The organism is Streptomyces beijiangensis, assembly GCF_017315755.1.
GTDB lineage: Bacteria > Actinomycetota > Actinomycetes > Streptomycetales > Streptomycetaceae > Streptomyces > Streptomyces beijiangensis.
Genome location: NZ_JAFLRJ010000152.1, coordinates 1 through 25,296, shown reverse-complemented (window position 1 = coordinate 25,296; position 25,296 = coordinate 1). Strand labels below are relative to the sequence as shown.

Annotated in this window: 24 protein-coding genes and 1 pseudogene; 22 read left to right on the top strand and 3 right to left on the bottom strand. The window is 70.1% G+C overall.

Features of this window, described 5'->3' with window-relative positions; translation table 11 throughout:
• The 4 genes from J0695_RS17030 to J0695_RS17015 all read left to right on the top strand — a co-directional run.
• On the top strand, positions 1–259 hold a 259-nt coding region (locus J0695_RS17030; protein WP_372445787.1), incomplete at its 5' end, for a hypothetical protein.
• A gap of 40 nt (positions 260–299) precedes the next feature.
• The gene (locus J0695_RS17025) at positions 300–1,589 is read left to right on the top strand and encodes a cytochrome P450 (protein ID WP_206962910.1); all 1,290 of its coding nucleotides are present in this window, start codon (positions 300–302) and stop codon (positions 1,587–1,589) included.
• A 21-nt stretch (positions 1,590–1,610) separates the two neighbouring features.
• Positions 1,611–3,314 (top strand): acyl-CoA dehydrogenase family protein, encoded by a 1,704-nt coding sequence (locus tag J0695_RS17020; protein WP_206962909.1) that lies wholly within the window; start codon positions 1,611–1,613, stop codon positions 3,312–3,314.
• Positions 3,311–4,564, top strand: a complete 1,254-nt coding sequence (locus J0695_RS17015; RefSeq protein WP_206962908.1) for a cytochrome P450 — start codon at positions 3,311–3,313, stop codon at positions 4,562–4,564. The genes J0695_RS17020 and J0695_RS17015 overlap by 4 nt, the downstream gene beginning before the upstream one ends.
• Here J0695_RS17015 and J0695_RS17010 read toward each other — a convergent pair.
• The gene (locus J0695_RS17010; protein WP_206962907.1) at positions 4,548–4,955 is read right to left on the bottom strand and encodes a winged helix-turn-helix transcriptional regulator; all 408 of its coding nucleotides are present in this window, start codon (positions 4,953–4,955) and stop codon (positions 4,548–4,550) included. The genes J0695_RS17015 and J0695_RS17010 overlap by 17 nt on opposite strands.
• A gap of 170 nt (positions 4,956–5,125) precedes the next feature.
• Here J0695_RS17010 and J0695_RS17005 point away from each other — a divergent pair, with 170 nt between their 5' ends.
• Positions 5,126–5,980: a metallophosphoesterase family protein gene (locus J0695_RS17005; RefSeq protein WP_206962906.1), complete on the top strand. Its 855-nt coding sequence runs from the start codon at positions 5,126–5,128 to the stop codon at positions 5,978–5,980.
• Positions 5,977–6,636 (top strand): 4'-phosphopantetheinyl transferase family protein, encoded by a 660-nt coding sequence (locus J0695_RS17000; protein WP_206962905.1) that lies wholly within the window; start codon positions 5,977–5,979, stop codon positions 6,634–6,636. Before J0695_RS17005 ends, J0695_RS17000 begins: the two co-directional genes overlap by 4 nt.
• On the opposite strand, the gene J0695_RS16995 is transcribed toward J0695_RS17000, so the two are convergent.
• A complete protein-coding gene (locus J0695_RS16995) occupies positions 6,620–6,760 on the bottom strand; it encodes a hypothetical protein (RefSeq protein ID WP_277989994.1) in 141 nt (46 codons plus the stop codon). The genes J0695_RS17000 and J0695_RS16995 overlap by 17 nt on opposite strands.
• Positions 6,761–6,997: 237 nt before the next feature.
• Here J0695_RS16995 and J0695_RS16990 point away from each other — a divergent pair, with 237 nt between their 5' ends.
• The 14 genes and pseudogenes from J0695_RS16990 to J0695_RS16930 all read left to right on the top strand — a co-directional run bounded on the left by J0695_RS16990 (position 6,998) and on the right by J0695_RS16930 (position 22,762).
• A complete protein-coding gene (locus J0695_RS16990) occupies positions 6,998–7,651 on the top strand; it encodes a GntR family transcriptional regulator (RefSeq protein WP_206962913.1) in 654 nt (217 codons plus the stop codon).
• Positions 7,652–7,686: 35 nt separating this feature from the next.
• Positions 7,687–8,589: a dihydrodipicolinate synthase family protein gene (locus tag J0695_RS16985; RefSeq protein WP_242552774.1), complete on the top strand. Its 903-nt coding sequence runs from the start codon at positions 7,687–7,689 to the stop codon at positions 8,587–8,589.
• Complete coding sequence (gene araD, locus J0695_RS16980; protein WP_206962903.1) at positions 8,586–10,325, top strand: L-arabinonate dehydratase; 1,740 nt, start codon at positions 8,586–8,588, stop codon at positions 10,323–10,325. Before J0695_RS16985 ends, araD begins: the two co-directional genes overlap by 4 nt.
• A gap of 121 nt (positions 10,326–10,446) precedes the next feature.
• The gene (locus J0695_RS16975) at positions 10,447–11,388 is read left to right on the top strand and encodes a carbohydrate ABC transporter permease (protein ID WP_206962902.1); all 942 of its coding nucleotides are present in this window, start codon (positions 10,447–10,449) and stop codon (positions 11,386–11,388) included.
• On the top strand, positions 11,385–12,293 hold the full coding sequence (locus tag J0695_RS16970; protein WP_206962901.1) for a carbohydrate ABC transporter permease: 909 nt from the start codon (positions 11,385–11,387) through the stop codon (positions 12,291–12,293). Before J0695_RS16975 ends, J0695_RS16970 begins: the two co-directional genes overlap by 4 nt.
• The gene (locus J0695_RS16965; RefSeq protein ID WP_206962900.1) at positions 12,290–13,468 is read left to right on the top strand and encodes a Gfo/Idh/MocA family protein; all 1,179 of its coding nucleotides are present in this window, start codon (positions 12,290–12,292) and stop codon (positions 13,466–13,468) included. Before J0695_RS16970 ends, J0695_RS16965 begins: the two co-directional genes overlap by 4 nt.
• Positions 13,465–14,304 carry a DUF6807 domain-containing protein gene (locus tag J0695_RS16960; RefSeq protein WP_206962899.1) on the top strand — a complete coding sequence of 280 codons (840 nt, stop codon included), beginning with the start codon at positions 13,465–13,467 and terminating at the stop codon, positions 14,302–14,304. The genes J0695_RS16965 and J0695_RS16960 overlap by 4 nt, the downstream gene beginning before the upstream one ends.
• Positions 14,301–15,839, top strand: a complete 1,539-nt coding sequence (locus J0695_RS16955; protein ID WP_206962898.1) for a glycoside hydrolase family 43 protein — start codon at positions 14,301–14,303, stop codon at positions 15,837–15,839. Before J0695_RS16960 ends, J0695_RS16955 begins: the two co-directional genes overlap by 4 nt.
• Positions 15,836–17,158, top strand: a complete 1,323-nt coding sequence (locus J0695_RS16950) for an ABC transporter substrate-binding protein (protein WP_206962897.1) — start codon at positions 15,836–15,838, stop codon at positions 17,156–17,158. Before J0695_RS16955 ends, J0695_RS16950 begins: the two co-directional genes overlap by 4 nt.
• A 138-nt stretch (positions 17,159–17,296) precedes the next feature.
• Positions 17,297–18,637, top strand: coding sequence for a pectate lyase family protein (locus J0695_RS16945; RefSeq protein ID WP_307798662.1), 1,341 nt, complete (start codon positions 17,297–17,299; stop codon positions 18,635–18,637).
• A gap of 93 nt (positions 18,638–18,730) precedes the next feature.
• Complete coding sequence (locus J0695_RS16940; RefSeq protein ID WP_206962896.1) at positions 18,731–19,864, top strand: pectinesterase family protein; 1,134 nt, start codon at positions 18,731–18,733, stop codon at positions 19,862–19,864.
• Position 19,865: 1 nt separating this feature from the next.
• Positions 19,866–20,891: pseudogene (locus tag J0695_RS43925) on the top strand (pectinesterase family protein); the annotation flags it as partial.
• Complete coding sequence (locus J0695_RS43920) at positions 20,868–21,662, top strand: rhamnogalacturonan acetylesterase (protein ID WP_242552775.1); 795 nt, start codon at positions 20,868–20,870, stop codon at positions 21,660–21,662. The pseudogene J0695_RS43925 and the gene J0695_RS43920, both read left to right, overlap by 24 nt.
• Complete coding sequence (locus J0695_RS16930) at positions 21,659–22,762, top strand: right-handed parallel beta-helix repeat-containing protein (protein ID WP_372445786.1); 1,104 nt, start codon at positions 21,659–21,661, stop codon at positions 22,760–22,762. Before J0695_RS43920 ends, J0695_RS16930 begins: the two co-directional genes overlap by 4 nt.
• Before the next feature lie 19 nt (positions 22,763–22,781).
• Here the strand turns inward: J0695_RS16930 and J0695_RS16925 are convergent, their stop codons facing one another.
• A complete protein-coding gene (locus J0695_RS16925; RefSeq protein WP_307798661.1) occupies positions 22,782–23,783 on the bottom strand; it encodes a GlxA family transcriptional regulator in 1,002 nt (333 codons plus the stop codon).
• 153 nt (positions 23,784–23,936) lie between these two features.
• Here J0695_RS16925 and J0695_RS16920 point away from each other — a divergent pair, with 153 nt between their 5' ends.
• Positions 23,937–24,521: an isochorismatase family protein gene (locus tag J0695_RS16920; protein ID WP_206962893.1), complete on the top strand. Its 585-nt coding sequence runs from the start codon at positions 23,937–23,939 to the stop codon at positions 24,519–24,521.
• Positions 24,521–25,249: an isochorismatase family protein gene (locus J0695_RS16915; protein WP_206962892.1), complete on the top strand. Its 729-nt coding sequence runs from the start codon at positions 24,521–24,523 to the stop codon at positions 25,247–25,249. Before J0695_RS16920 ends, J0695_RS16915 begins: the two co-directional genes overlap by 1 nt.
• The last annotated feature ends 47 nt before the right edge of the window (positions 25,250–25,296 follow it).

Here is a 25,296-nt window from a genome sequence, read left to right as displayed (position 1 = left end):
GAGTTCGCGTCTGAGTCTGCTCACCCTCGGGGCAGCCGGCGGTGCGCTGGACCGGCGGGGCCGCGCACTCGCCGCCCGTATGCCCGGCGTACTGGCGCACGAGCACCGGCCCAGACGGCGGCCCGGCTTCGTCCTCACCCGCCCCGACAGCTATGTCGCGGCAGGCGGGCGCACGGCGACGGAGCTCGACGCGCTGGCGTGGCGCCTCTCCGGGTCCATGCCCGCCCCCGCCCGCGCTCCCGTACCACCCCTTCCGTAGCGATGCCGGCCCAGATCCACGATCCAGCGAGAGGTTTCAGATGACCACGCAATCCCCCTCCGTGCCCCAGGCCGCGGATGCGGAACTCCCCGCGGTGCTCGGCGGGTTCGACCTCACCGACCAGGCGGGTTACGCGGCGGGCGTGCCCTACGACGTATTCGCCCGGCTGCGCAGAGAGGCCCCCGTCTTCTATCACCCGCAGGGCCGTACGGCCGACGGGGACGGCTTCTGGGTCCTCACCCGGCACGCGGACATCGCCCGGGCGGCCTCCGACCCGGTGTTCTCGGCGCAGGGCGGCGGATCGCGGGCGGGCGGCGGATCGCACCTGGACGACCTGCCGTTCGCGACGCTCGCCGGAGTGCTCTTCGCGATGATGGACAACCCGCGGCACGACCGGGTCAAGAAGCTGCTCGCCCCGGCGGTCACCGGCGCTGTCGCGCTCGGCCTCAGCGATGAACTCCGCTCCAGCGCACACCACTTGCTCCAAAGCGCACTGGACGCAACCGGCCCTGTCGACTTCGTGGACGACGTCGCCGAGCCCTTCGCCCTGCAGTCCATCGCGGTCCTCCTCGGCGCGCCCCGTGCCGACTGGCCCCAGCTGACCGCGTGGGTCCACGAGGTGCTCGGGTTCATCGACCGCAGGACAGGCGAGATCGACGAGCACTCGCGGGCCACATTCGTCGAGATGCAGCAGTACTTCGGCCGGATGCTGGACGCCAAGCGCGCCGACCCCGCCGACGACCTCGGCACCCTCCTCGCGGTCGGCGAGATCGAAGGGGACTCCACACCGCTCACCGCCAAGGAGCGCGAGGCCAACGCCAACCTCATTCTGATCACCGGCCTCGAACAGCCCAGGAACACCGTCGCGGGCGGGGTCCTCGCCCTCGCCCACCACCCCGAGCAGTGGCAGAAGCTCCGCGCCGACCGGACCCTGCTGACCAGTGCGGTGGAGGAAATCCTGCGCTGGAACCCGCCCAACCCGTACAACCGGCGCACCGCCACCCAGGACGTCGACCTGCACGGCACGCTGATCCGGGCCGGCGAGAAGGTCACGCTCTGGTGGCCGTCGGCCAACCGCGACGAGTCCGTCTTCGCCGAAGCGGACACCTTCGACATCACCCGTGACCCGAACCCGCACCTCTCCTTCGGGCACGGCATCCACCTCTGCCTCGGCGAGCAGTTCGCCCGGCTCCAGCTCCGACTCTTCCTCACCGAACTCCTCGACACCGTGGCGGAGATCAGGCTCACGGGGCCGGTCGTCCATGCCCCGAACAACAAGCACACCGTTCTGCTCGACATGCCGGTGGAACTGGTCCCCGCCACCGCCTGAACCGGAAAGGAGGAGACCCGCATGACACACGTACCCGAACCGCAGGGATTCCTGCACGCCCTCGCGACCGGGCGGCTCGACTGGGAGCGGCTGCGCGGCGCCCCCGGGCGTGACGCGGGCGAGCGGCAGGAAGGTGAGCGCGTCGCGGCGGAGATCGCCGAGTTCCTGGAGAAGCGGGTCGACCCCGACGAGGTGGACCGCACCGGCGAACTGCCCGCCGGCCTGCTGGACGAGATCCGTGGACGCGGCTACTTCAAGCTGCGCAACGACGAGGCCGTCGGGGGGCTCGCACTCGGGTCCTACGAGGCGCTGCGCGTCATCGAGAGGGCGTCCCGGCACTCGGTCGCGGTGGGCCAGCTGATCGCCATACCGAACGCGGTGGGCGCGTCGGCCCTGATTCCCGCCCTTCCCGAAGGCCGGGTACGGGACTTCGTCACCCGCAGGGTCGCCGAGGGTGCGATCTCGGGCTTCGGTGTCACCGAGGCGGCCGGGCAGAACAACGCCTGGACGGGCATGACGGCGACCCGTGCACCCGACGGCTCCGGACACGTACTGCGCGGCGAGAAGCTGTTCACCGGGAACGGACCGGTGGCCGACCTCCTCGCCGTCGCGGCGACCGAGGGGGAGGGTGCGGAGCGCAGGCTCGTCGTCGCCTTCGTCGACACCGCGGACAGCCCTGGCTTCCGGGTCGCGTCGGAGATCGGGTTCGTCGGCAGCAAGGGGCTGCCCAACGCGGCCCTGCGCTTCGACGATGTGTACGTACCCGCGGACCGGGTGCTGCGCGGCGAGCCCGGGGACCCCCGGATGTCCGCGGCGATGCGCTCCGTCGTCCTCACCGGCCAGCTCTACTTCACGGCCGCGCCCGCCATGGCCGTCGCCCGCCAATGTCTGCTCTGGACAAGGGAGTTCATCGACGAGCGCACCATCGACGGGCGCGGGCTCGGTGCGTACGACCTGATCCAGCGGATCGCGGCGACCACCCGCGCCGAGGTGTACGCCATGGAGAGCGTCCTGGAGCGGAGCCTCGCCGGGGAAGGGGCGGACGGGCGCTGGTTCGAGCGGATGGCCGCCAAGAACCTGTCCGTGGGGACCGCCTGGCGAATCGTCGACCGTACGGTGTCGCTCTTCGGCGGGGCGGGCCTGGAGACGGTGGCCAGCAAGCGCCGCAGGGGCGCCTCACCCGTACCCCTGGAGCGGGCCTTCCGGGATGCCCGCGGTCTGCGCGTCGCAGGCAATGTCGACTTCCAGCTCGACCAGCAGCTGGGCCGGCGGCTGCTGACCGAGTGCTTCCTGACCCCGGGTGAGGAGGCGGCACCCCTTGTATCCGGGTCACCCCAAGTGCCCGGGGACGACGACCTGTCACCTGCCAATCTGGCCCATCTCAGCGAGACGGCACGGCAGGTGCACCAGCTGTACGGCAGCTGCCGCGAACTGGTCGCCGACCACGCGGACCCCGACGACCTCTTCCGCAACCAGGAGGCCGTTGCCCTCGTCGCCCGCATCGCGGCGGAGCTCTTCGCCGTCAGCGCGGTACTGGCCCGTGCCGGGCGCGCGTCCGGGGAGGACGGCGGCGGGGAACAGGCCCTCGCCGACGTGCACTGCACGGCCGCCTGGCACCGGGTCGCCGGCCTCCGGCGCGCCCTCGACGCCTGCCGGGACACCGGCTCGCGACCCGACTACTCCGCGATCAGCCACTCTCAGCCAATGATGGGACACGACTCATGACCGAAGCGCCCGAAGCTCCCGTGGTCGACCTCGACATCATCAAGCAGCTGCTTCCGTTCGACCCCTTCGACGAGGACTTCCACCGCGACCCCTACCCGACCTACCGGAAGATCAGGGAGGAGAACGGCCAGGTCTTCCGTACCCCCGGCGGCACCGTCGCCGTCCTCAGCCACCAGGTCGCCTCCGAGATCCTGAAGGACCCCCGGTTCGGCTGGGGCGAGAACCCGCCGATCGCCGATCAGTTCGTACCGAACCCCGACGGTCCGCCCGGTCGCCCGCTGATCTTCATGGACCCGCCGGACCACACCCGGATAAGGACCCTGGTCTCCAAGGCGTTCACCCCGCGTACGGTGCAGCGGCTCCGCGGCAGGACCGAGCAGTTCGCCGCCGAGCTGGTGGCGAAGGCCAGGGAGCAGGCGGCCGGCGGCACCGTCGACCTGATGGACGCGCTGCTGCGTCCGCTGCCCGGCCTGGTCCTGAGCGAGCTCATGGACATACCCGAGCGCTACCACCCGGTCTTCATCGCTCTGGCCAAGGAGAGCGGCCGAGGGCTCGACCCCGGCTTCACCCTCTCTCCGGAGGAGAAGGTCATCCGCGACGAGGCGCGTGACGGGATCATCGCCGCCGGTGCCGAGATGGTGGAGGAGCGCAAGGCGCGGCCCGGTGACGACCTGGTCAGCGAACTGGTCGCGGCCCGCGGCGAAGGGGGCGACCGGCTCTCCGAGATGGAGCTGTCGATGACCCTGATGAACCTGCTGGCCGCCGGGTTCAACGCGACGGCCGCCATGATGGGCAACTGCGTCCTCAGCCTGTTCGGCCACGGCGACCAGGTGAAGTGGTTCCTGGACAACCCGTCCCAGGTGCAGAACTCCGTCGAGGAGCTGCTGCGTTACGACTCGCCGCTCCAGCTCGTGCCGCGCACCGCACTGCAGGATGCCCAGGTGGGCGATCTGCAGGTCCCCGTGGGCACCGATCTCTCCCTGGTGCTCGGCGCGGCCAACCGCGACCCGGAGGTGTACGACGACCCCGACCGGCTCGACCTGTCCCGCCCCGCCCAGCGCAATCTGGGCTTCGGCCACGGCATCCACTTCTGCGTGGCCGCGCCCATCGCCCGGATGACGGCACAGGCGACCGTCGCCGAACTCGCCGCCAATGGGGTCGAACTCGCCCTGGAGAAGCCGGAGTTCTTCCCCGGCATCGTGCTGCGCACGCTGTCCGAGCTGCCGGTGACCTTCAACTCGCCGAAGTGATCCGGCGTCCGTCCGGACCGGGAGCTGTAGCGGACTCCCGGTCCGGACGGGCCGTGGCGCGGTCGTCGTACGCGGTACGCGCCTCGGCGATGGCCGCCCGGTGGCGCAGGGCCCAGTCGGCGAGGGTGCGCAAGGACTCGCGCAGTTCGAGTGCGATGGCGGTGGCGCTGTACTCCACCCGTACCGGAATGGACGGGTGGACGGTACGCGTGATCAGCCCGTCGCGCTCCAGTGCGCGCAGGGTCAGGGCCAGCATGCGCCGGCTGATGCCCTCGACGACATGCTCCAACTCCGTGAAGCGGTGCGGTTCCTGACACACTATCAACAAAATCGTGACACTCCACTTGCCGCCGACCCGGTCGAGGACCGCGGCGGCGTTTCCCTCGGGCATGGATGCGGTCTCCCTCTGCGTCGGCGTACGGTCTACGGTCCCCACCCAAGCGGACGCGGGGCGCCCTTCCCGCGGGGTGCGGCGCGAATAGGGGGTGGGCGCCCGGGTTCTAGGGGCTTGCCCGTAATCGCGTCGCACCCCCGTAATTTCATGGACCCCCTGGAGGGGCGATGCCCGACGCGCAGCTGCTCGCCGTCAGCGACCTGCATGTCTCGTACGACGACAACCGGCGCATCGCGGAGCGCATCCGCCCGCAGTCGCCGGGGGACTGGCTGCTGGTGGCGGGCGACGTGGGGGAGCGGGCGGAAGACGTCGTCCGGACGCTCGGCCTGCTCCGCGAGCGGTTCGAGCGGGTGATCTGGGCGCCGGGCAACCATGAGCTGTGGACCCCCACGGACGATCCGCTGCAGCTGCGCGGGGATCGGCGGTACCGCGAACTGGTGCGCTCGTGCGGCGAGTTGGGGGTGGACACACCGGAGGACCCCTATCCGGTGTGGGACGGTCCCGGCGGACCCGCCGTCGTCGCGCCGCTCTTCGTCCTCTACGACTACACCTTCCTGCCGGCCGGCACGACGACCCCGCGGGAGGGCCTTGCCAAGGCGTACGAGGCGGGTGTGGTCTGCACGGACGAGTTCCTGCTCCACCCCGACCCCTTCCCGAGCCGTGACGCGTGGTGCCGGCACCGGGTCGGTGTCACCGAGGCGCGGCTCTCCGCCGTCGACCGGGACCTGCCCACCGTGCTGGTGAACCACTTCCCGCTGGTCCGCGATCCCACCCTGATCCTGCGCCACCCCGAGTTCGCCCTGTGGTGCGGGACCGAGGCCACCGCCCAGTGGCATCTGCGCTACCGGGCGGCCGCCGTCGTCCACGGCCATCTGCACATCCCGCGCACGCTGTACCGGGACGGGGTCCCCTTCCACGAGGTCTCCCTCGGCTACCCCCGCGAGTGGCGGCGCCGCCCTGGCCTGCCGGGGAGGCTCCACCCGGTCCTGCCTGCCGTCCCCGTGCCGGGGAGCGCCAGGTGATCGAGGCGCTGCTCCCGGCGGGGACCGCCTGGGCGGAGGTGTACGAGGACGGGGAGCCCGATCTCTTCCCGGCCGAGGCGGCCGTGGTCGCGGGCTCCGTGGAACGCCGCCGCCGCGAGTTCGCCACGGTCCGCCGATGTGCGCGTACGGCACTCGGCGGACTCGGCATCGCACCCGTACCGATCCTCCCCGGACCGCGCGGTGAGCCCGTGTGGCCGCAGGGCGTCGTCGGCAGCATGACGCACTGCGCCGGCTATCGGGGGGCGGCGGTGGCCCGTTCGGGGGAGCTGGCCGCCCTCGGCGTGGACGCGGAACCGAACGCGCCGCTGCCGCCCAGAGTGCTGCACTCCGTCACCCTCCCCGGCGAACGGGAGCACCTGGCCGACCTCGCATCGGACCGCCCCGAAGTCTGCTGGGACAGGCTGCTGTTCAGCGCGAAGGAGAGTGTGTTCAAGGCCTGGTTCCCGCTCACGGCAAGGGAACTGGACTTCACCGAGGCGGAGCTCGTCGTCCACCCCGGCCGCGCCGCCTTCCACGCCAGGCTGCTGGTGGCGGGCGCCGATCTGGACGGGGAGCGGATCGTGGGCTTCAGCGGTAACTGGCTGTGCAGGGACGGACTCCTGCTCACCGCGGTGGCGCTCAGCCGCAGGACCTGACCCGCCGGGGCACCAGCAGCAGTGCGGCGAGCAGCCCCGCCGCCCCGGCAGCCGGAAGCAGCACACGGAGGTCCACGACGGCGACGAGACCGGCGCCCGCGGCGAGCGCCAGCGCATTCGGCACGAAGACCAGACCGAGGCCCCCGTGAGGGATCGGGCAGATGCCCTATCCGCGGGCAGTCCGGGCCGTCGGTGGGCGCGGTCGAATCCGGCATCCGGCGCACGGAGTGACAACTGCCCCGCCAGGACCAGAAGTTCTTCTGCCGGAAGCGTTGACGAAACATGGGCACGGCCTTAGCTTCAACGCGTCGTACTTCGTACGTCATATATGAGACGCGATATGCAAGATCTGAGAGCGCTGATGACTTTTGCCCCGAGTCCGATCCCCTCACGGACCCAGTACGTGCAGGATGCGATCAAGCACGCCATCCTCACGGCCCAACTGGTACCGGGGCAGGCCCTCGTCGAGACCGAGCTCGCCGCGCAGTTCGGGGTCTCCAAGACCCCGGTGCGCGAGGCCCTGAAGACCCTGGCGGGGACCGGGCTCGTGGTGATGAGCCAGTACAAGGGCGTCACCGTGCGGATGGTCGACGCGGAGATGGCGCGCGAGGTCTACGACGTACGGCTGCTCCTCGAACCCGAGGCGCTGCGCCGCAGCATCACTCGCAAGGCGTCGCTCGAAGCGGCGCAGGAGGCGCTGGGGCGCTCCGACACCGCCGAGGACAAGGCGGACCGCTCGCTCGCCAACCGCGACTTCCACCGGGCGCTCTATCTGCCCTGCGGGAACCCGCTCCTGGCCCGGATGCTCGACGAAGTGCGCGACCAGGCCGCCCTGGTGTCCACCGTCGCCTGGGCCGCGATCCCCTCCTGGGAGCGGGAGGCGGCCGAGCACCGGGAGATCCTGCGGCTCGCGCTCGCCGACGACGCGGACGGCGCGGCCCGCGCCCTGCACGACCACATCGCCTCGTTCGTCGCCCGGGCCTTCCCGGCCGAGGCGGAGGGCGAAGCGGAATGACGTACCACCAGCACTTCGATGAAAGGTCGGTCCGCATGGACTCCTCACCGCTGAAGGCGGCCCTCGCAGACGTCGTGGCGATCCCGGTGACCCCGTTCGGGGAGGACGGGAGCATCGACGAGAGCACGCATCGCGCGCTGCTGAGACGGCTCATCGACGGCGGGGTGCGGACGCTGACGCCCAACGGCAACACCGGTGAGTTCTACGCGCTGACCCCCGAGGAGCGGCGTACCGTCACCGAGTTGACCATCGACGAGGCGGGGGAGCGGGCCACCATTCTGGTCGGCGTCGGGCATGACGTGCCGACCGCGATCGAGGCCGCCGAGCACGCCCGTGACGCCGGCGCGCAGATGGTGATGGTGCACCAGCCCGTCCACCCGTACGTATCGGACGGCGGCTGGGTGGACTACCACCGCGCCATCGCCTCCGCGGTCCCCGGGCTCGGCGTCGTCCCGTACCTCCGTAATCCGCAGCTTCCCGGTGCGCGGCTGGCCGAACTCGCCGACGCCTGCCCCAATGTCATCGGGGTCAAGTACGCGGTCCCCGACGCCGCCCGCTTCGCCGCCTTCGCGCGGGACGCCGGTCTGGAGCGCTTCGTCTGGGTCGCCGGACTCGCCGAGCCGTACGCCCCCTCGTACTTCTCCGCGGGCGCCACCGGCTTCACCTCGGGGCTCGTGAACGTCGCGCCGTCCGTTTCGCTGAATATGATCGAAGCGCTTCGATCCGGTGATTACCCGGCCGCGATGAAGGTCTGGGAGCAGATCCGCCGCTTCGAGGAGCTGCGCGGCGCCAACGGCTCCGCCGACAACGTCACCGTCGTCAAGGAGGCGCTCGCCTCGCTCGGCCTGTGCCGGCGCGACGTACGCCCGCCGAGCAAGCAGCTGCCCGAAGCGCAGCGCGCCGAGGTCGCGGAGATCGCTGCGGGGTGGGGGATATGACGACGGCCCGTAAGACGCCCGAGGAGCTCCGCAGCCACCAGTGGTACGGCAGCAGCATCTCGTCGGGTCTGCGCTCCTTCAGCCACCGGGCCAGAACCCGGCAGCTCGGCTACCTTCCCGAGGAGCACCTGGGAAAGCCCGTCATCGCGATCCTCAACACCTGGAGTGACATCAACCCGTGTCACGTCCACCTCCGCGACCGCGCCCAGGCCGTCAAGCGCGGTGTCTGGCAGGCCGGTGGCTTCCCGCTCGAATTCCCGGTCTCCACCCTCTCGGAGACCTTCCAGAAGCCGACCCCGATGCTCTACCGGAACCTCCTCGCCATGGAGACCGAGGAGCTGCTGCGCTCGTACCCGGTGGACGGCGCCGTCCTCATGGGCGGCTGCGACAAGTCGACCCCCGCCCTCCTCATGGGCGCGGCGACCGTCGATCTGCCGACCGTCTTCGTGCCCGCAGGACCCATGCTGCCGGGCCACTGGCGCAATGAAGTCCTCGGCTCCGGCACCGACATGTGGAAGTACTGGGACGACAAGCGCGCCGGACTCATCGGCGACTGCGAGATGGCCGAACTGGAGAACGGGCTCGCCCGCTCACCCGGCCACTGCATGACCATGGGCACCGCATCCACCCTCACCGCCGCCGCCGAGACGCTCGGCGTCACCGTCCCGGGTGCCTCCTCGATCCCCGCCGTCGACTCCGGCCACGACCGGATGGCCGCCGCCTCGGGGCTGCGGATCGTCGACATGGTGTGGGACGACCTGAAGCTGTCGAAGCTGCTCACTGCGGACGCGTACGAGGACGCCGTGGCCACCGTCCTGGCCCTCGGCGGCTCCACCAACGCCGTCATCCACCTCATCGCGATGGCGGGCCGCTCCGGCGTCACCCTCACCCTCGACGACTTCGACCGCATCGCCCGCACCGTCCCCGTCCTCGCCAACCTCCGCCCTGGCGGCCGGTATCTGATGGAGGACTTCCACTTCGCGGGCGGACTCCCCGCATTCCTGGCCCAGTTGACGGACGTACTGCACCTCGACCGGCCCACCGTCTCCTGCACCACGATGCGCGAGCAGCTCGAAGGCGCCCAGGTCCACAACCCGGACGTCATCCGCCCGCGCAGCAACCCGCTCGCCGACGAGGGCGGCGTCGCCGTCCTGCGCGGCAACCTCTGCCCCGACGGCGCCGTCATCAAGCACATCGCCGCCGAGCCGCACCTCCTCAAGCACACCGGGCCCGCCGTCGTCTTCGACGACTACCGGACCATGCAGCGCACCATCAACGACCCGGATCTCGGCATCACCGCGGACCATGTCCTGGTGCTGCGCAACTCGGGTCCCAAGGGCGGCCCCGGAATGCCCGAGTACGGCATGCTGCCCATCCCCGACCACCTACTCAAGCAGGGCGTCCGCGACATGGTGCGGATCTCCGACGCCCGTATGAGCGGAACGAGTTACGGCGCCTGCGTGCTGCACATCGCACCCGAGTCGTACGTCGGCGGGCCCCTCGCCCTCGTCCGCACCGGCGACCGCATCACCCTCGACGTCGAGGCACGCACCCTCCATCTCGACGTCACCGACGAGGAACTCGCGCAGCGCAAGGCCGTCTGGACCCCGCCGCCCGCCCGCTACGAGCGCGGCTACGGAGCCCTCTACAACGAGCAGATCACCCAGGCCGACACCGGATGCGACTTCGCGTTCCTGGCCAGGCCCGGAGAAGTGCACGACCCGTACGCGGGCTGAAGCACCCCACCGCACCGCACTCCCTGTGTCCCATGCCGCGTCCGGGGTTCCGAACGGCCGACGGCAAGCGCTTGCACAGCTGATGCACCGAGATCAGATCCACAGAGAACGGAGAAGAGTCATGGCACAAGCCGCAGCCGTGGCCGAGCAGTCCCGGCCGCACGGGCCGCCCCGGCGCCGAACAGGAGCGACGCCCCGCCGCCTGCCGTATCTGCTGATCGCGCCCGCAGCCCTGCTGATGCTGGGCTTCATCGCGTACCCAGTGATCAGCGTCTTCTACTACAGCCTGCAGAACTACAACGTCACCAAGCCCTGGCGTAACGGCTTCGCCGGCCTCGACAACTTCACGAAGATCTTCACCCAGGACGACCAGTTCTGGTCGACGCTCGCCTTCAGCGGGCAGTGGGTCGTCACCCAGGTCGCCCTCCAGCTGGCGCTCGGCCTCGGACTCGCACTGATCGTCAACCAGACGTTCATCGGGCGCGGTTTCGCCCGCGCCATGGTCTTCTCGCCCTGGGCCGTCTCCGGAGTGCTGACCTCCACGATCTGGATCCTGCTCTACAACTCGTCGACCGGCTTCAGCCGTTACCTCGCGGACGCGGGGATCGGTTCGTACGGCACCTCGGTCCTCTCCGACACCGGCACCGTCTTCTGGGCGGCGGCCCTCGCCGAACTCTGGCGCGGGGTCCCCTTCTTCGCCATCCTCATCCTCGCCGACCTGCAGTCCGTCTCCAAGGAGCTGTACGAGGCGGCATCGGTCGACGGCGCCGGACGGCTGCGCCAGTTCTTCCACATCACGCTGCCGCACCTCAAGGACGCCATCGTCCTGGCCACCCTGCTGCGCGGCGTCTGGGAGTTCAACAACGTCGACCTCCTCTACACCCTCACCGGCGGCGGCCCCGCGGGCGAGACCACCACGCTCCCGCTCTATGTCGCCAACACCGGGATCGAAGGCCATGACTTCGGTTACGCCTCCGCGCTGACCACCGTCGCCTTCGTGATCCTCCTCTTCTGCTCGATCCTCTATCTCCGCCTGAGCAAGTTCGGAGGAGACCCCAAGTGACCGCCGCACTCGCCGAGAAGCACGGCACCGACGCCCCCGCCGCCGACGACACCCCGCGCCGTCCCCCGACGCGCCGCACCAAGCGCGAGCGTGCCTTCGACGACGTACCGCGCTGGCAGATCTACGTCCCACTCGGGCTGTACCTGATCTTCACGCTCATCCCCTTCTACTGGATGCTGCTCTTCGCCTTCCGCCCGGCAGGATCGACCTCGCTGGTGCCCTGGCCGATGACCCTGGACCACTTCTCGAAGGTCTGGAACGAACGCAGCTTCGGGATCTTCTTCCAGAACAGCATGATCGTCGGCGTGGCGACGCTGGTCGCGACCACGCTGGTCGCGCTCTCCGGCGGATACGCCCTGGCGCGCTTCGACTTCCGGATCAAGAAGGGCTTCATGCTGGGGCTGCTCTGCTCGCAGTTCATCCCCGGCGCGCTGATGCTGGTCCCGCTCTTCGAGATCTTCAAGAACCTCCAGCTGATCAACTCCCTGGGCAGCGTGATCATCGCGGAGACCGTCTTCCAGCTCCCGCTGTCCATCATCCTGATCAGCGGCTTCATCAAGAATGTGCCGGTCTCGCTGGAAGAGGCCGCCTGGGTGGACGGGTGCGGACGCTTCCGCGCCTTCTGCGCGGTGGTGCTCCCGCTGCTGCGGCCCGGACTGATCGCGGTCGGCTCCTTCGCCTTCGTGCACAGCTGGAACCACTTCCTCTTCGCCCTGATGTTCCTGAGCGAGCAGGACAAGCAGACGATCCCCGTCGGCCTCAACACCCTCATCGGCGCGGACAGCGTCGACCTGGGCGCACTCGCCGCGGGCGGTGTCGTCGCGGCCGTACCGGTCGTGATCGTCTTCGCCTTCATCCAGAAGTGGCTGGTCACCGGCTTCAGCGCAGGGGCGGTGAAGGGATGAGCGCCCTGCCTTCGCCCCTGCCTTCGCCCCTGCCTGTCGTCCTCGCGGGCGCACGCGGTCACGGCCGCAGCCATCTGGAGAACATCCGCCGTCTGCAGGGCCTCGGCCGCGTCACCCTCGCGGGGATCTGCGAGCTGAAGCCGCTCAGCGACGAGGAGCTGGACGGTTTCGGCACGCCCGAGCAGTCCACCGACTTCGCGGGTCTCCTCGACTCCACCGGAGCGCGGATCGCCGTCATCTGCACACCGATCCCCACCCACACCGACCTGGCACTCGCCGCCGCCGAACGTGGTGTGCACCTCCTCCTGGAGAAGCCGCCCGCCCCCTCCTACGCGGAGTTCCGGCGGATGGCCGACGGGGTCCGCGCCGCGGGCGTCCACTGCCAGATCGGCTTCCAGTCGCTGGGCTCGCACGCTCTGACCGCGATACGGGAACTCATCGCGGCCGGCGCCATCGGCGAGGTCACCGGAATCGGCGGGGCCGGCGCCTGGGTGCGCGACGAGGCCTACTTCCGGCGCGCCCCCTGGGCGGGACGGCGGCGCATCGGCGACACGGACGTGGTCGACGGCGTACTGACCAACCCTCTCGCCCACGCGGTGGCCACCGCCCTTGCCCTGGACGGGAGTTCGCGCGCCGAGGACATCACGACCGTCGAGACCGAGCTGTTCCGGGCCAATGACATCGAGGCCGACGACACCTCGTGCGTACGGATCACGACCCGCCGCGGCACCCCGGTCGTCATCTCCGTGACGCTGTGCGCCGAACGGCCCGACGAGCCGTATCTGCTGGTGCACGGAACCCGCGGCCGCATCACCTACTGGTACAAGGACGACCGCGTCCTGGTGCAGCGTCCGGGCCGGGGCCCCGAGGAGTCGGTGCACGGCAGGACCGACCTCCTGGAGAACCTCCTCGACCACCTGGCAGGGACGGCCGGACTCCTGGTCACACCCGATCTGACGGGCGCCTTCATGCGGGTCGTCGAAACGGTTCGCACCGCCCCCGAGCCGACTCCGATCCCCGCCGCGGCGTGGAGCGGGTCGACGGACGCCACCGGTGCGCGCCGCCGCACCGTCCACGGCATCGACGCCCTGGTCGCCGCGGGCGCCGAGTCTCTCGTCCTCTTCTCCGAGCAGGGCGTCCCCTGGGCGCTCCCCAGCGAGGTGCACTCCTCATGAGCCAGTCGCTCCTCCTGCGCTGCGCCGGACGCCCGGTCGGCCGTTACCTTTTCCGGCCCGACCTGGCGCCGCGGCTGTCCCCGCGTCCGTACCTCCACCCGCTCACCACCCTCGGCGGCCTGCGCGTCACCGAGGAGATGCCCGGCGACCACCTCCACCACCTGGGTGCCGGCGTCGCCGTGCCCGATGTGGCGGGACGCAACTTCTGGGGCGGGCGCACCTATGTGCGCGGACAGGGCTCCACCGAGCTCGACAACCACGGCATCCAGCGGCACACCGGCTGGAAGCTGCGCGACCCGGACGGCTTCGTCGAGGAGCTGGCCTGGACGGCGGAGGCGGGCGAGCTGCTGCGCGAGCACCGTACGGTCGCCGCGACCCCGCTCGGCACGGACGCCTGGGCACTGGACTTCACCTTCTCGCTGACCAACACCACCGGCGGCGCGCTGTCCATCGGCTCCCCGGCCACCAACGGCAGGCCCGGCGCCGGATACGGCGGCTTCTTCTGGCGCGCGCCCAAGGAGACGGGCCGGCCCGCCGTCTTCACCGCGGACGCCGACGGCGAGGACGCGGTCCACGGGCACAGGGCCGACTGGCTCGCCCTGGCGGGCGACGGCTGGACCCTGGTCTTCGCCGGTGCCAACGGGGAGACCCGCAAGGACCCGTGGTTCGTACGGACCGAGGAGTACCCCGGGGTCGGCTCCTCGCTCGCCTGGGACGAGCGGGTGGAGATGGCCGCGGGCGAGACGCTCGTACGCCGCATCCTCACCGTCGTCGCGGACGGGCGTCTGGGGCGCGACGCGGCGGCCGCACTCGTGCGCAAGGCGGTCGGCGCATGAGCGACGGGAGCACATACCGCAATCCGGTCCTGCACGCCGACTGGTCCGACCCCGACGTGGTGCGCGTCGGCGACGACTACTACCTCACCGCGTCCAGCTTCGGCCGCGTCCCCGGACTGCCCCTGCTGCACTCCCGCGACCTGGTCAGCTGGACGCTCATCGGCCACGCACTCGACCGTCTGGAGCCCGCCGCCGCGTTCGCGTCGCCGCGCCACGACTGCGGGGTCTGGGCGCCGTCCATCCGGCACCACGACGGCCGTTACTGGATCTTCTGGGGCGACCCGGACCACGGCATCTTCCAGGTCAACTCCCGTGATGTACGAGGTCCGTGGAGCGCCCCGCACCTCGTCAAGCCCGGAAAAGGTCTGATCGATGCCTGCCCGCTCTGGGACGAGGAGAGCGGCGAGGCGTATCTGGTGCACGCCTGGGCCAGGTCCAGGTCCGGGACCAAGAACCGCCTCACCGGACACCGGATGTCGTCGGACGGCCGTGAACTCCTCGACGAGGGCAAGGTGATCGTCGACGGTGACCTGCTGCCCGGCTGGTTCACCCTGGAGGGCCCCAAGCTCTACCTCCGCGACGGCTGGTTCTGGATCCTCGCCCCCGCGGGGAGTGTGGAGACGGGCTGGCAGGGCGCGTTCCGCTCACGGGACTTCTTCGGCCCGTACGAGGAGAAGGTCGTCCTGGAGCAGGGCTCCACCGGGATCAACGGGCCGCATCAGGGCGGCCTGGTCACCACCCCTGCGGGGGAGGACTGGTTCCTGCACTTCCAGGCGAAGGGCGCCTACGGGCGGGTGCTGCACCTCCAGCCCGTGCACTGGCCCGAGGGCGGCTGGCCGGTGATGGGCGACGAGGGTGAGCCCGTGCTCGTACACGCCAGGCCCCAACTGCCGCAACAGCCCGCCGAATCGCCTGCCACCGACGACGGATTCCCCGGCGGACGGTACGGCCGGCAGTGGCAGTGGACGGCCAACCCCAGGCCGGGATGGACGGTCGCGCACGGCGGGGACGGGCTCAGGCTGACCTGCGTACGGACGCCGTACGCGGACGACACGCGCAGGCTGCCGAGCGTACTGACCCAGCGGATGCCCGCCGAGTCCTTCCGTGTAGAGGTGGAACTCACCCTCGACAGTGAGGAGTTGGGCGCCAAGGCGGGCCTGGCCGTCCTCGGTGACGCCTTCGGCTGGATCGGTCTGGAGCGGGCCGAGGACGGGGTGCGCCTCGTCCACCGTTACGCCGAGCCGGTCGCGGAGAAGGAACGGGACGCTGCACACCCGGTGCCCGCGCCGCAGGGCCGCGCCCGGCTCCGTATCGACGTCGCGCCGGGTGCGCGATGCCGCTTCTCGTACGACACCGGCGAAGGCTTCCGCCCGTCCGGACACATCTTCACCGCCACCCCCTGGCGCTGGGTCGGAGCGCTGCTCGGCCTCTTCGCCACCGCACCCGAGGGCACGGGGCCCGCAGGGACCGCGAGCTTCACCACGTTTTTGATCAGACACAGCCAGATCACACCAAGAGAGACGAGCCGGCCATGACGAAGTTCTCGAAGTCCCTGGGGAGCGCGGTCGCACTGACCGCGGTCCTCGCACTGACCGCGACCGCCTGCGGCGACGACGGCAGCGGCAGCGGTGACGAGGGCAAGGGGAAGGGCACGATCACCTTCTGGGACAACAACGGCGGGCCCCGCACGGCCGTCTGGACCGAGATCATCAAGGACTTCGAGAAGAAGAACCCGGACATCAAGGTCAAGTACGTGCCGATCCCGATCGCCGATGTCCAGTCGAAGTACGACACGGCGATCTCGGGCGGCGGTCTGCCGGACGTCGGCGGTGTCGGTACGGCGTACCTGGCCAATATCGTCGCGCAGAACGCGCTGGAGCCGGTCGGCGACCGCATCGCGAAGTCCGCGCTGAACGGCAAGCTCGTCGAGGCCACGGTGGCCAGCGTCAAGGTCGCGGGCGGCAAGGGCGACGAGATGTACTCGGTGCCGACCTCGGTGAACAACGGCACGCTCTGGTACCGCACCGACCTCTTCACGGCGGCCGGTCTGGAAGCCCCGTCGACCTGGGCGAAGTTCTACACGGCCGCGGAGAAGCTCACCGACGCGAAGAACAACAAGTTCGGCTTCACCATCCGCGGCGGCGCCGGATCGGTCGCCCCGGCACTGGACGCCGCGTACGGGCAGTCGGGCATCACCGACTTCTGGAACGGCGACAAGACCACCGTGAACGACCCGAAGAACGCGGCGGCACTGGGGAAGTACGTCGGGCTCTTCAAGAAGACCACCCCCTCGGCCGACCTCAACAACGACTTCACCAAGATGGTCGCCCAGTGGGACACGGGCACCATCGGGATGCTGAGCCACAACCTCGGCTCGTACCAGGACCACGAGAAGGCCCTGAAGGGGAAGTTCGCCGGCATCCCCAACCCGATCGGTGACGGCGGGACGCGCGTCCAGGTCTCCAACCCGGTCGACGGGCTCGGCCTGTTCAAGGCGAGCAAGAACAAGGCGGCCGCCTGGAAGTTCATCGAGTTCGCCGCCTCGCACGCCGAGAACAGCAAGTGGAACGAGTCCGCGGGCGCCATCCCGGCCAACACCGAGGCGGCCAAGGACTCCTGGATCACCGAGGCCGAGCCGACGAAGCTCGCGGCGGCGGCGCTGACCGACGGATCGACGAAGGTCGTGCAGCTGCCCTACTACCTGCCCGACTGGAACAGCATCAGCAAGGCCGACAACGAGCCGGAGTTCCAGAAGCTGCTGCTCGGCAAGGTCACCGCGCAGGCCTTCCTGGACAAGATCGCCAAGGAGCTGAACGCGGCCCAGGCGGAGTGGAAGCAGCAGAACAAGAGCTGACGCTCCCCGATGTACGGGGTCCGGCGTGCTGCCGTGGGCGTACGCCGGACCCGCAGTCCCTTCCCTTCCCTTCCCTTCCCTTCCCTTCTCGCCCCCTCCCGTCCCTGCCCTCATGTCCCGTCTGACTCAGGAGCCGCAGTGCGTACACAGAGATGTCATGGCCGCGTCATAGGAATCATCGTCGGTTGCACCGCGCTGGTGCTCGGCGTCACCGGCGCCGCCTCGGCCTCGTCCTCCCACTCGTCCCCCCGCGACCTGGGAAGAGGCGTTCTCGCCGCGGGCGACGGCTGGGCCGCCGAAGGCGCGGGCACCACCGGTGGATCGGCCGCCACGGCCGACCACATCTACACCGTCTCCAGCCGCGCCCAGCTGGTCGCCGCCTTCAAGGACGCCGGGGACGCACCCAAGATCATCAAGATCAAGGGGACCCTCGACTTCAACGTCGACGACGCGGGCAAGGCGCTCTCCTGCGCCGACTACGCCGCCCCCGGCTACGACTTCGCCCAGTACCTCGCCGCCTACGACCCCGCGGTCTGGGGCTGGGACACCAACCTGGACAAGGAGCCCGCCACCAGCCAGGAGGGCCTGCGCCGCACCTCGGCCTCGGCGCAGACCGCACGCGTCGAGGTCCCGGTCCCCGCCAACACCACCATCGTCGGCCTCGACAAGAAGGCCAAGATTCTCGCCGGCGACCTCCAGGTCAAGGACGTCGACAACGTCATCGTCCGCAACCTCACCTTCGAGGACGCCTTCGACTGCTTCCCGCAGTGGGACCCCACCGACGGGGACACCGGCAACTGGAACTCCGAGTACGACAACCTCGTCGTCACCGGATCCACCCACGTCTGGATCGACCACAACACCTTCACCGACGGCCGCCGCCCCGACAGTGCGCAGCCCGCGTACTACGGCCGGATCTACCAGCAGCACGACGGCGAGCTGGATGTGGTCAAGGGCGCCAACTACGTCACCGCGTCCTGGAACGCCTTCACCGACCACGACAAGACCCTGCTCTTCGGCAACAGCGACAGCGCGACGGCCACCGACGCGGGCAAGCTGAAGATCACCCTCCACCACAACCTCTTCAAGGGGATCACCGAGCGGGCCCCGCGCGTCCGCTTCGGCCAGGTCGACACGTACAACAACCACTTCGTCGTCACCGCGAGCCAGGAGTACACGTACAGCATCGGCGTCGGGGTGAACTCGCAGATCGTCGCCGAGGCCAACGCCTTCACGCTTCCCGCGGGCATCGGTGCCGACCGGGTCATCTACAAGTGGAAGGGCGCAGGTCTGACCGCGGCGGGCAACTACGTCAACGGCAGGGCGACCGACGTCCTCGCCGCGTACAACGCCGCGAACCCCACGGCCCTGCTCGGCGGTGACGCGGGCTGGGTGCCCACCCTGCGCACCAAGGTCGACAGCGCCAAGAACGTCCCGTGCGTCGTCGACCGCGGCGCGGGCGCGGGAAAGCTCCGCTGATCCCACGGCCGGTGCGGCCCGCGCGGGACCGCACCGGCCGTGCCTCCCCCCATACCCCCCTCCCTGTACGAGCCGCAGCGAAGGAGCATTGCCATGCCCTCGCACCACCCTCACCAGGTAGATCCCACCCGCCGTTCCCTGCTCATCGCCGGAGCCGGCGCGTTCACGCTCGGTCTCGGTCTCGGCAGCGCGCCCAGCGCGCGGGCCGCCGGCCGGAGCCCCTTCGGCCGGTACGGATCGCCGGGCCGCCGCCTCAACCCGCAGACCCTCTACGTCGACGCGCTCGACCGCGGCGACCACCGCACGGTCCAGGCGGCTGTCGGTGCTGTACCCGGCGACGGCTGGACGGTCGTCCTCGCCCCCGGCACCTACCGCGAGACCGTCCTCGTCCCGGCCGCCGCGACCGGCCTCACCCTGATCGGCGCGGGAGACGACCCGCGCTCCACCGTGATCGTGTACGACAACGCGGCAGGCAGCGCCAAGCCCTCCGGCGGTACGTACGGAACGACAGGCTCCGCCACCGTCACGGTGCAGGCCGCCGGCTTCACCGCCCGCTCCCTCACCTTCGCCAACGACTGGCTGCGCGCGGACCACCCGGAGATCACCGGCACCCAGGCCGTCGCCCTCAAGGTCCAGGGCGACCGCTCGGCCTTCCACGCCTGCCGCTTCCTTGGCCACCAGGACACGCTCTACGCCGACACGCTCGGCCTCGCGCTCTTCGCCCGCCAGTACTTCACCGACTGCTACGTCGAGGGCGATGTCGACTTCGTCTTCGGCCGGGCCACCGCCGTCTACGACCGCTGCCACTTCCACACCCTGGACCGCACGGACCTGGCCGCAGCCCCCTACGGCTTCGTCTTCGCGCCCTCCACCGCGGGCGCCGATCCGCGCGGCTATCTGGTACTCGACTCCCTGGTCACCAGCGGCGCCCCGGACGCGTACTACAAGCTCGCCCGCCCCTGGGTGCCCAGCTCGGACACGACGGCGCGCCCGATGCTGACGGTCCGCGAGACCCGTCTCGGCGCGGGCATCGACGCTGTCGCCCCGTACACGAACATGTCGGACGCCTACCCCTGGCAGTCCCAGCGCTTCGCCGAGTACCGCAACACGGGTCCGGGCGCGAAGATCACCGACCCGTCGTCGCGCCTCCAACTGACGCACGACGAGGCGCGGTTGCACACCCGATCCACCTATCTGGGTGACTGGACCCCCTGGAAGGGATGCTGAGATGCGCCGCCGCACACTCCTCACCGGCATGGCGACAGGCGCCGTCCTCGCTCTGACCGGCACCACCGCAGAGGCCTCCCCGCGCCGCACCCTCCACGTCCGCCCCGGCCGGTCGTCCGTCCAGGCCGCCGTCGACGCGGTCCGCGGGGACGGCTGGACGATCGTCCTCGCCCCCGGTACGTACCGCGAGACGGTGACCGTCCCCGCCACGGCCACCCACCTCACCCTGCGCGGCGCGACCGGCGACCCGCACGACGTGGTGATCGTGTACGACAACGCCAACGGCACGCCCAGGCCCGACGGCACCACCTACGGCACGGCGGGCTCGGCCACCTTCACCTCGGCCGCGGCCGGCCTGACGGTCCGCGACCTGACGATCGCCAACAACTGGCTGCGCGCCGATCACCCGGAGATCACCGGCACACAGGCGGTCGCCGTCCACGCCACGGGCGACCGCACCTTCTTCGACCACTGCCGCCTGCTGGCCCACCAGGACACACTGTTCGCCGACACCACGGCCCTCACGTCCTTCGACCGTCACTACTACCGCGACTGCTACATCGAGGGCGACGTCGACTTCGTCTTCGGCCGCGCGACAGCGGTCTTCGAATCGACGCAGTTCCACACCCTCGCCAGGGACGTGACGTTCACCCCCAAGGGCATGGTCTTCGCCCCCTCCACGGCCCGCGCGAACCCGCGCGGCTTCCTGGCGACCCGCTGCCGCATCACGTCGTCGGCGGGTGCGGGGGAGTACTGCCTGGCCCGGCCCTGGGTCCCCTCGTACGAGACGACGGCCCACCCCATGCTCACGGTCCGCGACACCTGGGCGGGTCCGGGCATCAGAGCCGCCGAACCGTACACCGACATGCGGGCCGCCTATCCGTGGCAGACGATGCGCTTCACGGAGTACGCGAACACCGGACCGGGCGCCGAGACGACGATCCCCGCGAACCGCCCCCAACTCACCCCCGCCGAGGCCGAGTCGCACACCACGACCACCTATCTGGGTGACTGGCAGCCGTACGCGGAACCCCGCACCGAAGGACCGGCCGCCCACCGCCCCTTCCGTATCTTCGCGACCGGCGACTCGACCGCCTCGATCTACGCCACCGACACCGCACCCCGCACCGGCTGGGCCGAGGCGCTCCCCGTCTTCGCGGCCCACGGCGTCACGGTCGTCGACCGGGCCCTGTCCGGCGCGAGCACCAGGAGTTACGAGGACGCGGGCCTGCTCGACGCGGTCCTGCGCGACATCCGCCCCGGCGACTGGCTGCTGGTCTCCTTCGGCCACAACGACGAGAAGACCACCGACCCCACCCGCGGCACCGACCCGTACACGACCTACCAGTCCTACCTCCGCACCTTCCTGGACGGCGCCCGGCAGCACGGCGCGCACCCGGTCCTCGTCACCCCGGTCGAACGCCGCCGCTTCGACGCCGAAGGCCACGCGAAGGCGTCGCACGGCGACTACCCGGCAGCCATGAAGGCCCTGGCGGCGGCGGAAGGCGTCCCGCTCATCGATCTGCAGGCGCTGAGCCTTGCCCTCTGGGAGAAGCTGGGCCCCGAGGGCACCAAGACCTGCTTCCTGTACGCGGACGCCGGCACGAACCCCCACTACCCCACCGGCGTCGCGGACAACACCCACTTCCAGGCGCACGGCGCGATCGAGGTGGCCCGCCTGATTGCCGCGGACCTCCGCGCCCAGCACGTCCTCCCCGCCGGAACCTGGCACGGCCTGGACCGTGACGTCCCGGACTCCGCCATCGTCTTCCCGGCCGAACTCCCGGAGCTGACATGAGAATGGCCCGCTACCTCGCTGCCACACCCCTCGCCCTGCTCGCCGCACTCGTCCCCACGCCCGCGAGCGCGGCCACCGTCGTGGTGGACACCACCGCCGAACTGACCAGTGCCATCGCCTCGGCCACCGCGGGGACCGTCATCCAGGTGCGCGGCGGTACGTACTACCCGACTGCCACGCTCCAGTCGACGGCGAACGGCACGTCCTCCAGCCGTATCCAACTCCAGGCGTACGGCTCCGAGACCGTGAAGATCGACGGTTCGAACCTCCCCGCCGGAGACTGGATCTTCAAGCTGACCGCCGACTACTGGACGACGTCGAACATCACCTTCCAGAACTCCCCGGACAGCGCGGTCGTCTGCACGTCCTGCACCGGCACGCTCTGGTCCAACATCAAGACCATCAACGGCGGCGACTCCGGCTTCACCCTCACCGGCGACGGCACCAGCGACAACACCGTGCGGAACCTGGACAGTTACGGTAACTACGACGCCGTCAACCACGGTGAGAACGCCGACGGGATCGCCATCAAGTTCGGCTCCGGCACCAACAACCTGGTCACCGGCGCCCGTCTCTACAACAACTCCGACGACGGCCTCGACCTCTGGTCCTGGTCGTCCCCCGTCACCGTCGAACACACCTGGTCCTTCGGGAACGGACAGAACCGCTGGTCGGACACCGCCTTCGCGGGCGACGGCAACGGCTACAAGCTCGGCGGCGACGGGGAATCGGTGGCCCACGTCATCAACAACTCCGCGGCCTGGGGCGACGCGGGCAACGGGTTCACGGAGAACAGCAACACCGGCGCGATCGTCATCAACCGCACCACCGCGTACGCCAACGGCAACTGGGGCTACTACTTCGCCACCGGTTCGGCGAAGCTCGGGAAGAACCTGGCCGTCTCGAACTCCAGCGGTACGGCGACCAGGAGCTCGTCGGTGACCTCGTCGGGAAACAACTGGGATACGGGGATCTCCACCCCGTCCTTCCTCTCCACGGACGCCACCACGGCGTACAACGCCCGCGGTTCCGACGGCTCACTGCCCGCGACGACATTCCTCACGACGGGTTCCTCGTCCATCGGCGCGACGATGAACTGACCCGCCCCCCCCGAAGAGTTCAGGGCGCCTGCGGGACCCTGAACCGGCGGCGGTACTCCGTCGGCGTCGTGTTCAGACGCCGGCGGAACGCCCGCACCAGGGTGTCCGTCGTACCGAACCCGCACCGGGACGCGATGTGAGCGAGCGTGGCGTCGGAGGACTCCAGCTTGTGGCGGGCCTTCTCGACGCGGATCGACTCGATGTACGTGTGCGGGGTCGTGCCCAGCTCGGTCTTGAAGAGCCGGGTGAGATGCCGGTCGCTGACGTGGGCGAACGCGGCGAGGTCCATGACGGTCAGCGGCTCGTCGATGTGCGACAGGATGTAGTGCCGCAGGTCCTCGATGCGCCGTGTCGTGGAGACCTGCTCCAGGGGAACGCTGAACTGGCTCTGTCCGCTGGGGCGCTTCAGGTACATCACGAGCTGCCGGGCCACGCGCAGGGCGACGGCCTCGCCGAGGTCGTCGGCGATCAGGGCGAGTGACAGGTCGAGGCAGGCGCTGATCCCGGCCCCCGTCCACACATCGCCGTCGCGGATGAAGATCGGGTCGGCGTCGACCTCCACGGCCGGGTGGTCGGCGGCCAGCTGCTGCGCGGTCGACCAGTGGGTGGTGGCGCGCTTGCCGTCGAGGAGCCCGGCGGCGGCCAGCAGATGCGCCCCGACGCACACGGAGGTGACCCGGTGGGTCCGCCCGGCGAGGATCCGTACCCAGTCGACCAGCACGGGATCGACCAGGGGGTGGACGCGGCCCTCGGCGTCGACCTCGACCGCTCCCGGCACGATGAGCGTGTCGATGCCCCGCGCGGCGGCCTCCGCGAAGGTGAGGTCCGGCAGGATGCGGACCCCGGCGCCCGTGGTGACGGGATCCATGCTCTCGGCGGCGAGCACGACCTGGTAGCCCGCGGCCTTCTCGGTCTCGCGCAGGGCCAGCGAGAACACCTCCGGAGGCCCGGTCACGTCGAGTGTGTCGACGCCCTCGAAGAGCACGATGACGATGAGTCGTCCGCCACTGTCCGGCTGCACATGTCCTCCTGACCGGCCGCCGTCCCTCGGCATGTCCGTATCTGCATGTTAGACGTCATTGCCGACGTCACAGCTGGGTCATAGCGTTACAGACGCAGCCCAACGGAACCATCGGGTTGCGTCTCTCACACGTGACTCAAAGGCGGTACACCCATGTCCCGAACCACGCTGCGCGAACTCAACGGCTTCGACCAGGCGCCCGCGAAGCTGGCCGGCTCGACGCTGATCCTGATCGACTTCCAGAACACCTACACCCAGGGCGTGATGGAGCTCGACGGCTGGGAGAAGTCCCTCGACGCCGCCGCGCAGCTGCTGGCACGGGCCCGCCAGGAGGGCACGAAGGTCGTCCACGTCATCAATGACGGCGGCGAGGGGACTCCGTACGACATCCGGGCCGAGATCGGCCGGATCCACCCGAAGGTCGCGCCGGTCGACGGTGAGCCGGTCGTCGTCAAGCAGGTCCCGAACGCCTTCGTCGGCACCGACCTGGCCACGCACCTCCAGGAGGGCCAGGACGTCGTCATCGCGGGCTGGATGACCCACATGTGCGTGGCGTTCACGGCGCAGGGCGCGTTCCTCAACGGCAACCGCCCCACCGTCGCGGCCGACGCCACCGCGACCCGCTCGCTGCCGGTCGCGGGCGCCGACATCGACGCCTGCCAGGTGCACTACAGCGCCCTCGCCACCATCGCCGACCTGTACGGGGTCGTCGTCCAGTCCCAGAAGGAGATCGTCTGATGAAGCTGCTCCGTCTCGCGGCCGCGCTCGGCGCCGCCACCGTTCTCGCGGCCACCATGACGGCGTGCGGCGGAAGCTCCGAGGCCGCCGCCCGCACCGACGGGCACGACAAGAAGCCGTCGCCGACCGCCGGGCAGAACGTCGCGAAGAACACGACGACGCTGCGCGAACTCAACGGCTTCGACGAGACGCCCGCCAAGCTGTCCGACGCCACGCTGATCCTCGTCGACTACCAGAACACCTACACCGACGGTGTGATGGAGCTCGACGGCTGGCGCGAGGCCGTGAAGAACACCAAGATCCTGCTCGACCGGGCCCGCAAGGCGGGCACGCCGGTCATCCACATCGTCGACAAGGGTTACGACCTGAAGTCGAAGGCGGGCCAGATCATTCCGGCGCTCAAGCCGGCCAAGGGTGAGCCCGTCGTCGAGAAGACCGTCCCCAACGGCTTCCACAAGACGAATCTCGCCGACGAGGTCAAGAAGGCCGGCCACAAGAATCTCATCATCACCGGATTCATGACCAACATGTGCACCCTGTTCACCACTCAGGGCGCCTTCCTCAACGGCAACAACCCGACCGTGGTCGCCGACACCTCCGCGACCCGGCCGCTGCCGCTGAACGGCAACCCGCGCGGCATCCCCGCCCAGCAGGTGCACGAGGCCGCGCTCGCCACGGTCCAGGACCTCTACGGAGTCGTGGTCCCCAAGCAGCGCGACCTCAACTAGCGCTCACCCCCCCCAGACTTCGGAAGGGAAAGAACCCGGGTTCTTTC

Excerpts from the sequence above, each read along its gene's own strand:
- J0695_RS17025 (WP_206962910.1), top strand. The coding sequence starts at position 300 with ATGACCACGCAATCCCCCTCCGTGCCCCAGGCCGCGGATGCGGAACTC.
- J0695_RS17020 (WP_206962909.1), top strand. The coding sequence starts at position 1,611 with ATGACACACGTACCCGAACCGCAGGGATTCCTGCACGCCCTCGCGACC.
- J0695_RS17015 (WP_206962908.1), top strand. The coding sequence starts at position 3,311 with ATGACCGAAGCGCCCGAAGCTCCCGTGGTCGACCTCGACATCATCAAG.
- J0695_RS17010 (WP_206962907.1), bottom strand. The coding sequence starts at position 4,955 with ATGCCCGAGGGAAACGCCGCCGCGGTCCTCGACCGGGTCGGCGGCAAG.
- J0695_RS17005 (WP_206962906.1), top strand. The coding sequence starts at position 5,126 with ATGCCCGACGCGCAGCTGCTCGCCGTCAGCGACCTGCATGTCTCGTAC.
- J0695_RS16990 (WP_206962913.1), top strand. The coding sequence starts at position 6,998 with ATGACTTTTGCCCCGAGTCCGATCCCCTCACGGACCCAGTACGTGCAG.
- J0695_RS16985 (WP_242552774.1), top strand. The coding sequence starts at position 7,687 with ATGGACTCCTCACCGCTGAAGGCGGCCCTCGCAGACGTCGTGGCGATC.
- araD (WP_206962903.1), top strand. The coding sequence starts at position 8,586 with ATGACGACGGCCCGTAAGACGCCCGAGGAGCTCCGCAGCCACCAGTGG.
- J0695_RS16975 (WP_206962902.1), top strand. The coding sequence starts at position 10,447 with ATGGCACAAGCCGCAGCCGTGGCCGAGCAGTCCCGGCCGCACGGGCCG.
- J0695_RS16965 (WP_206962900.1), top strand. The coding sequence starts at position 12,290 with ATGAGCGCCCTGCCTTCGCCCCTGCCTTCGCCCCTGCCTGTCGTCCTC.
- J0695_RS16960 (WP_206962899.1), top strand. The coding sequence starts at position 13,465 with ATGAGCCAGTCGCTCCTCCTGCGCTGCGCCGGACGCCCGGTCGGCCGT.
- J0695_RS16955 (WP_206962898.1), top strand. The coding sequence starts at position 14,301 with ATGAGCGACGGGAGCACATACCGCAATCCGGTCCTGCACGCCGACTGG.
- J0695_RS16950 (WP_206962897.1), top strand. The coding sequence starts at position 15,836 with ATGACGAAGTTCTCGAAGTCCCTGGGGAGCGCGGTCGCACTGACCGCG.
- J0695_RS16940 (WP_206962896.1), top strand. The coding sequence starts at position 18,731 with ATGCCCTCGCACCACCCTCACCAGGTAGATCCCACCCGCCGTTCCCTG.
- J0695_RS16930 (WP_372445786.1), top strand. The coding sequence starts at position 21,659 with ATGAGAATGGCCCGCTACCTCGCTGCCACACCCCTCGCCCTGCTCGCC.
- J0695_RS16920 (WP_206962893.1), top strand. The coding sequence starts at position 23,937 with ATGTCCCGAACCACGCTGCGCGAACTCAACGGCTTCGACCAGGCGCCC.
- J0695_RS16915 (WP_206962892.1), top strand. The coding sequence starts at position 24,521 with ATGAAGCTGCTCCGTCTCGCGGCCGCGCTCGGCGCCGCCACCGTTCTC.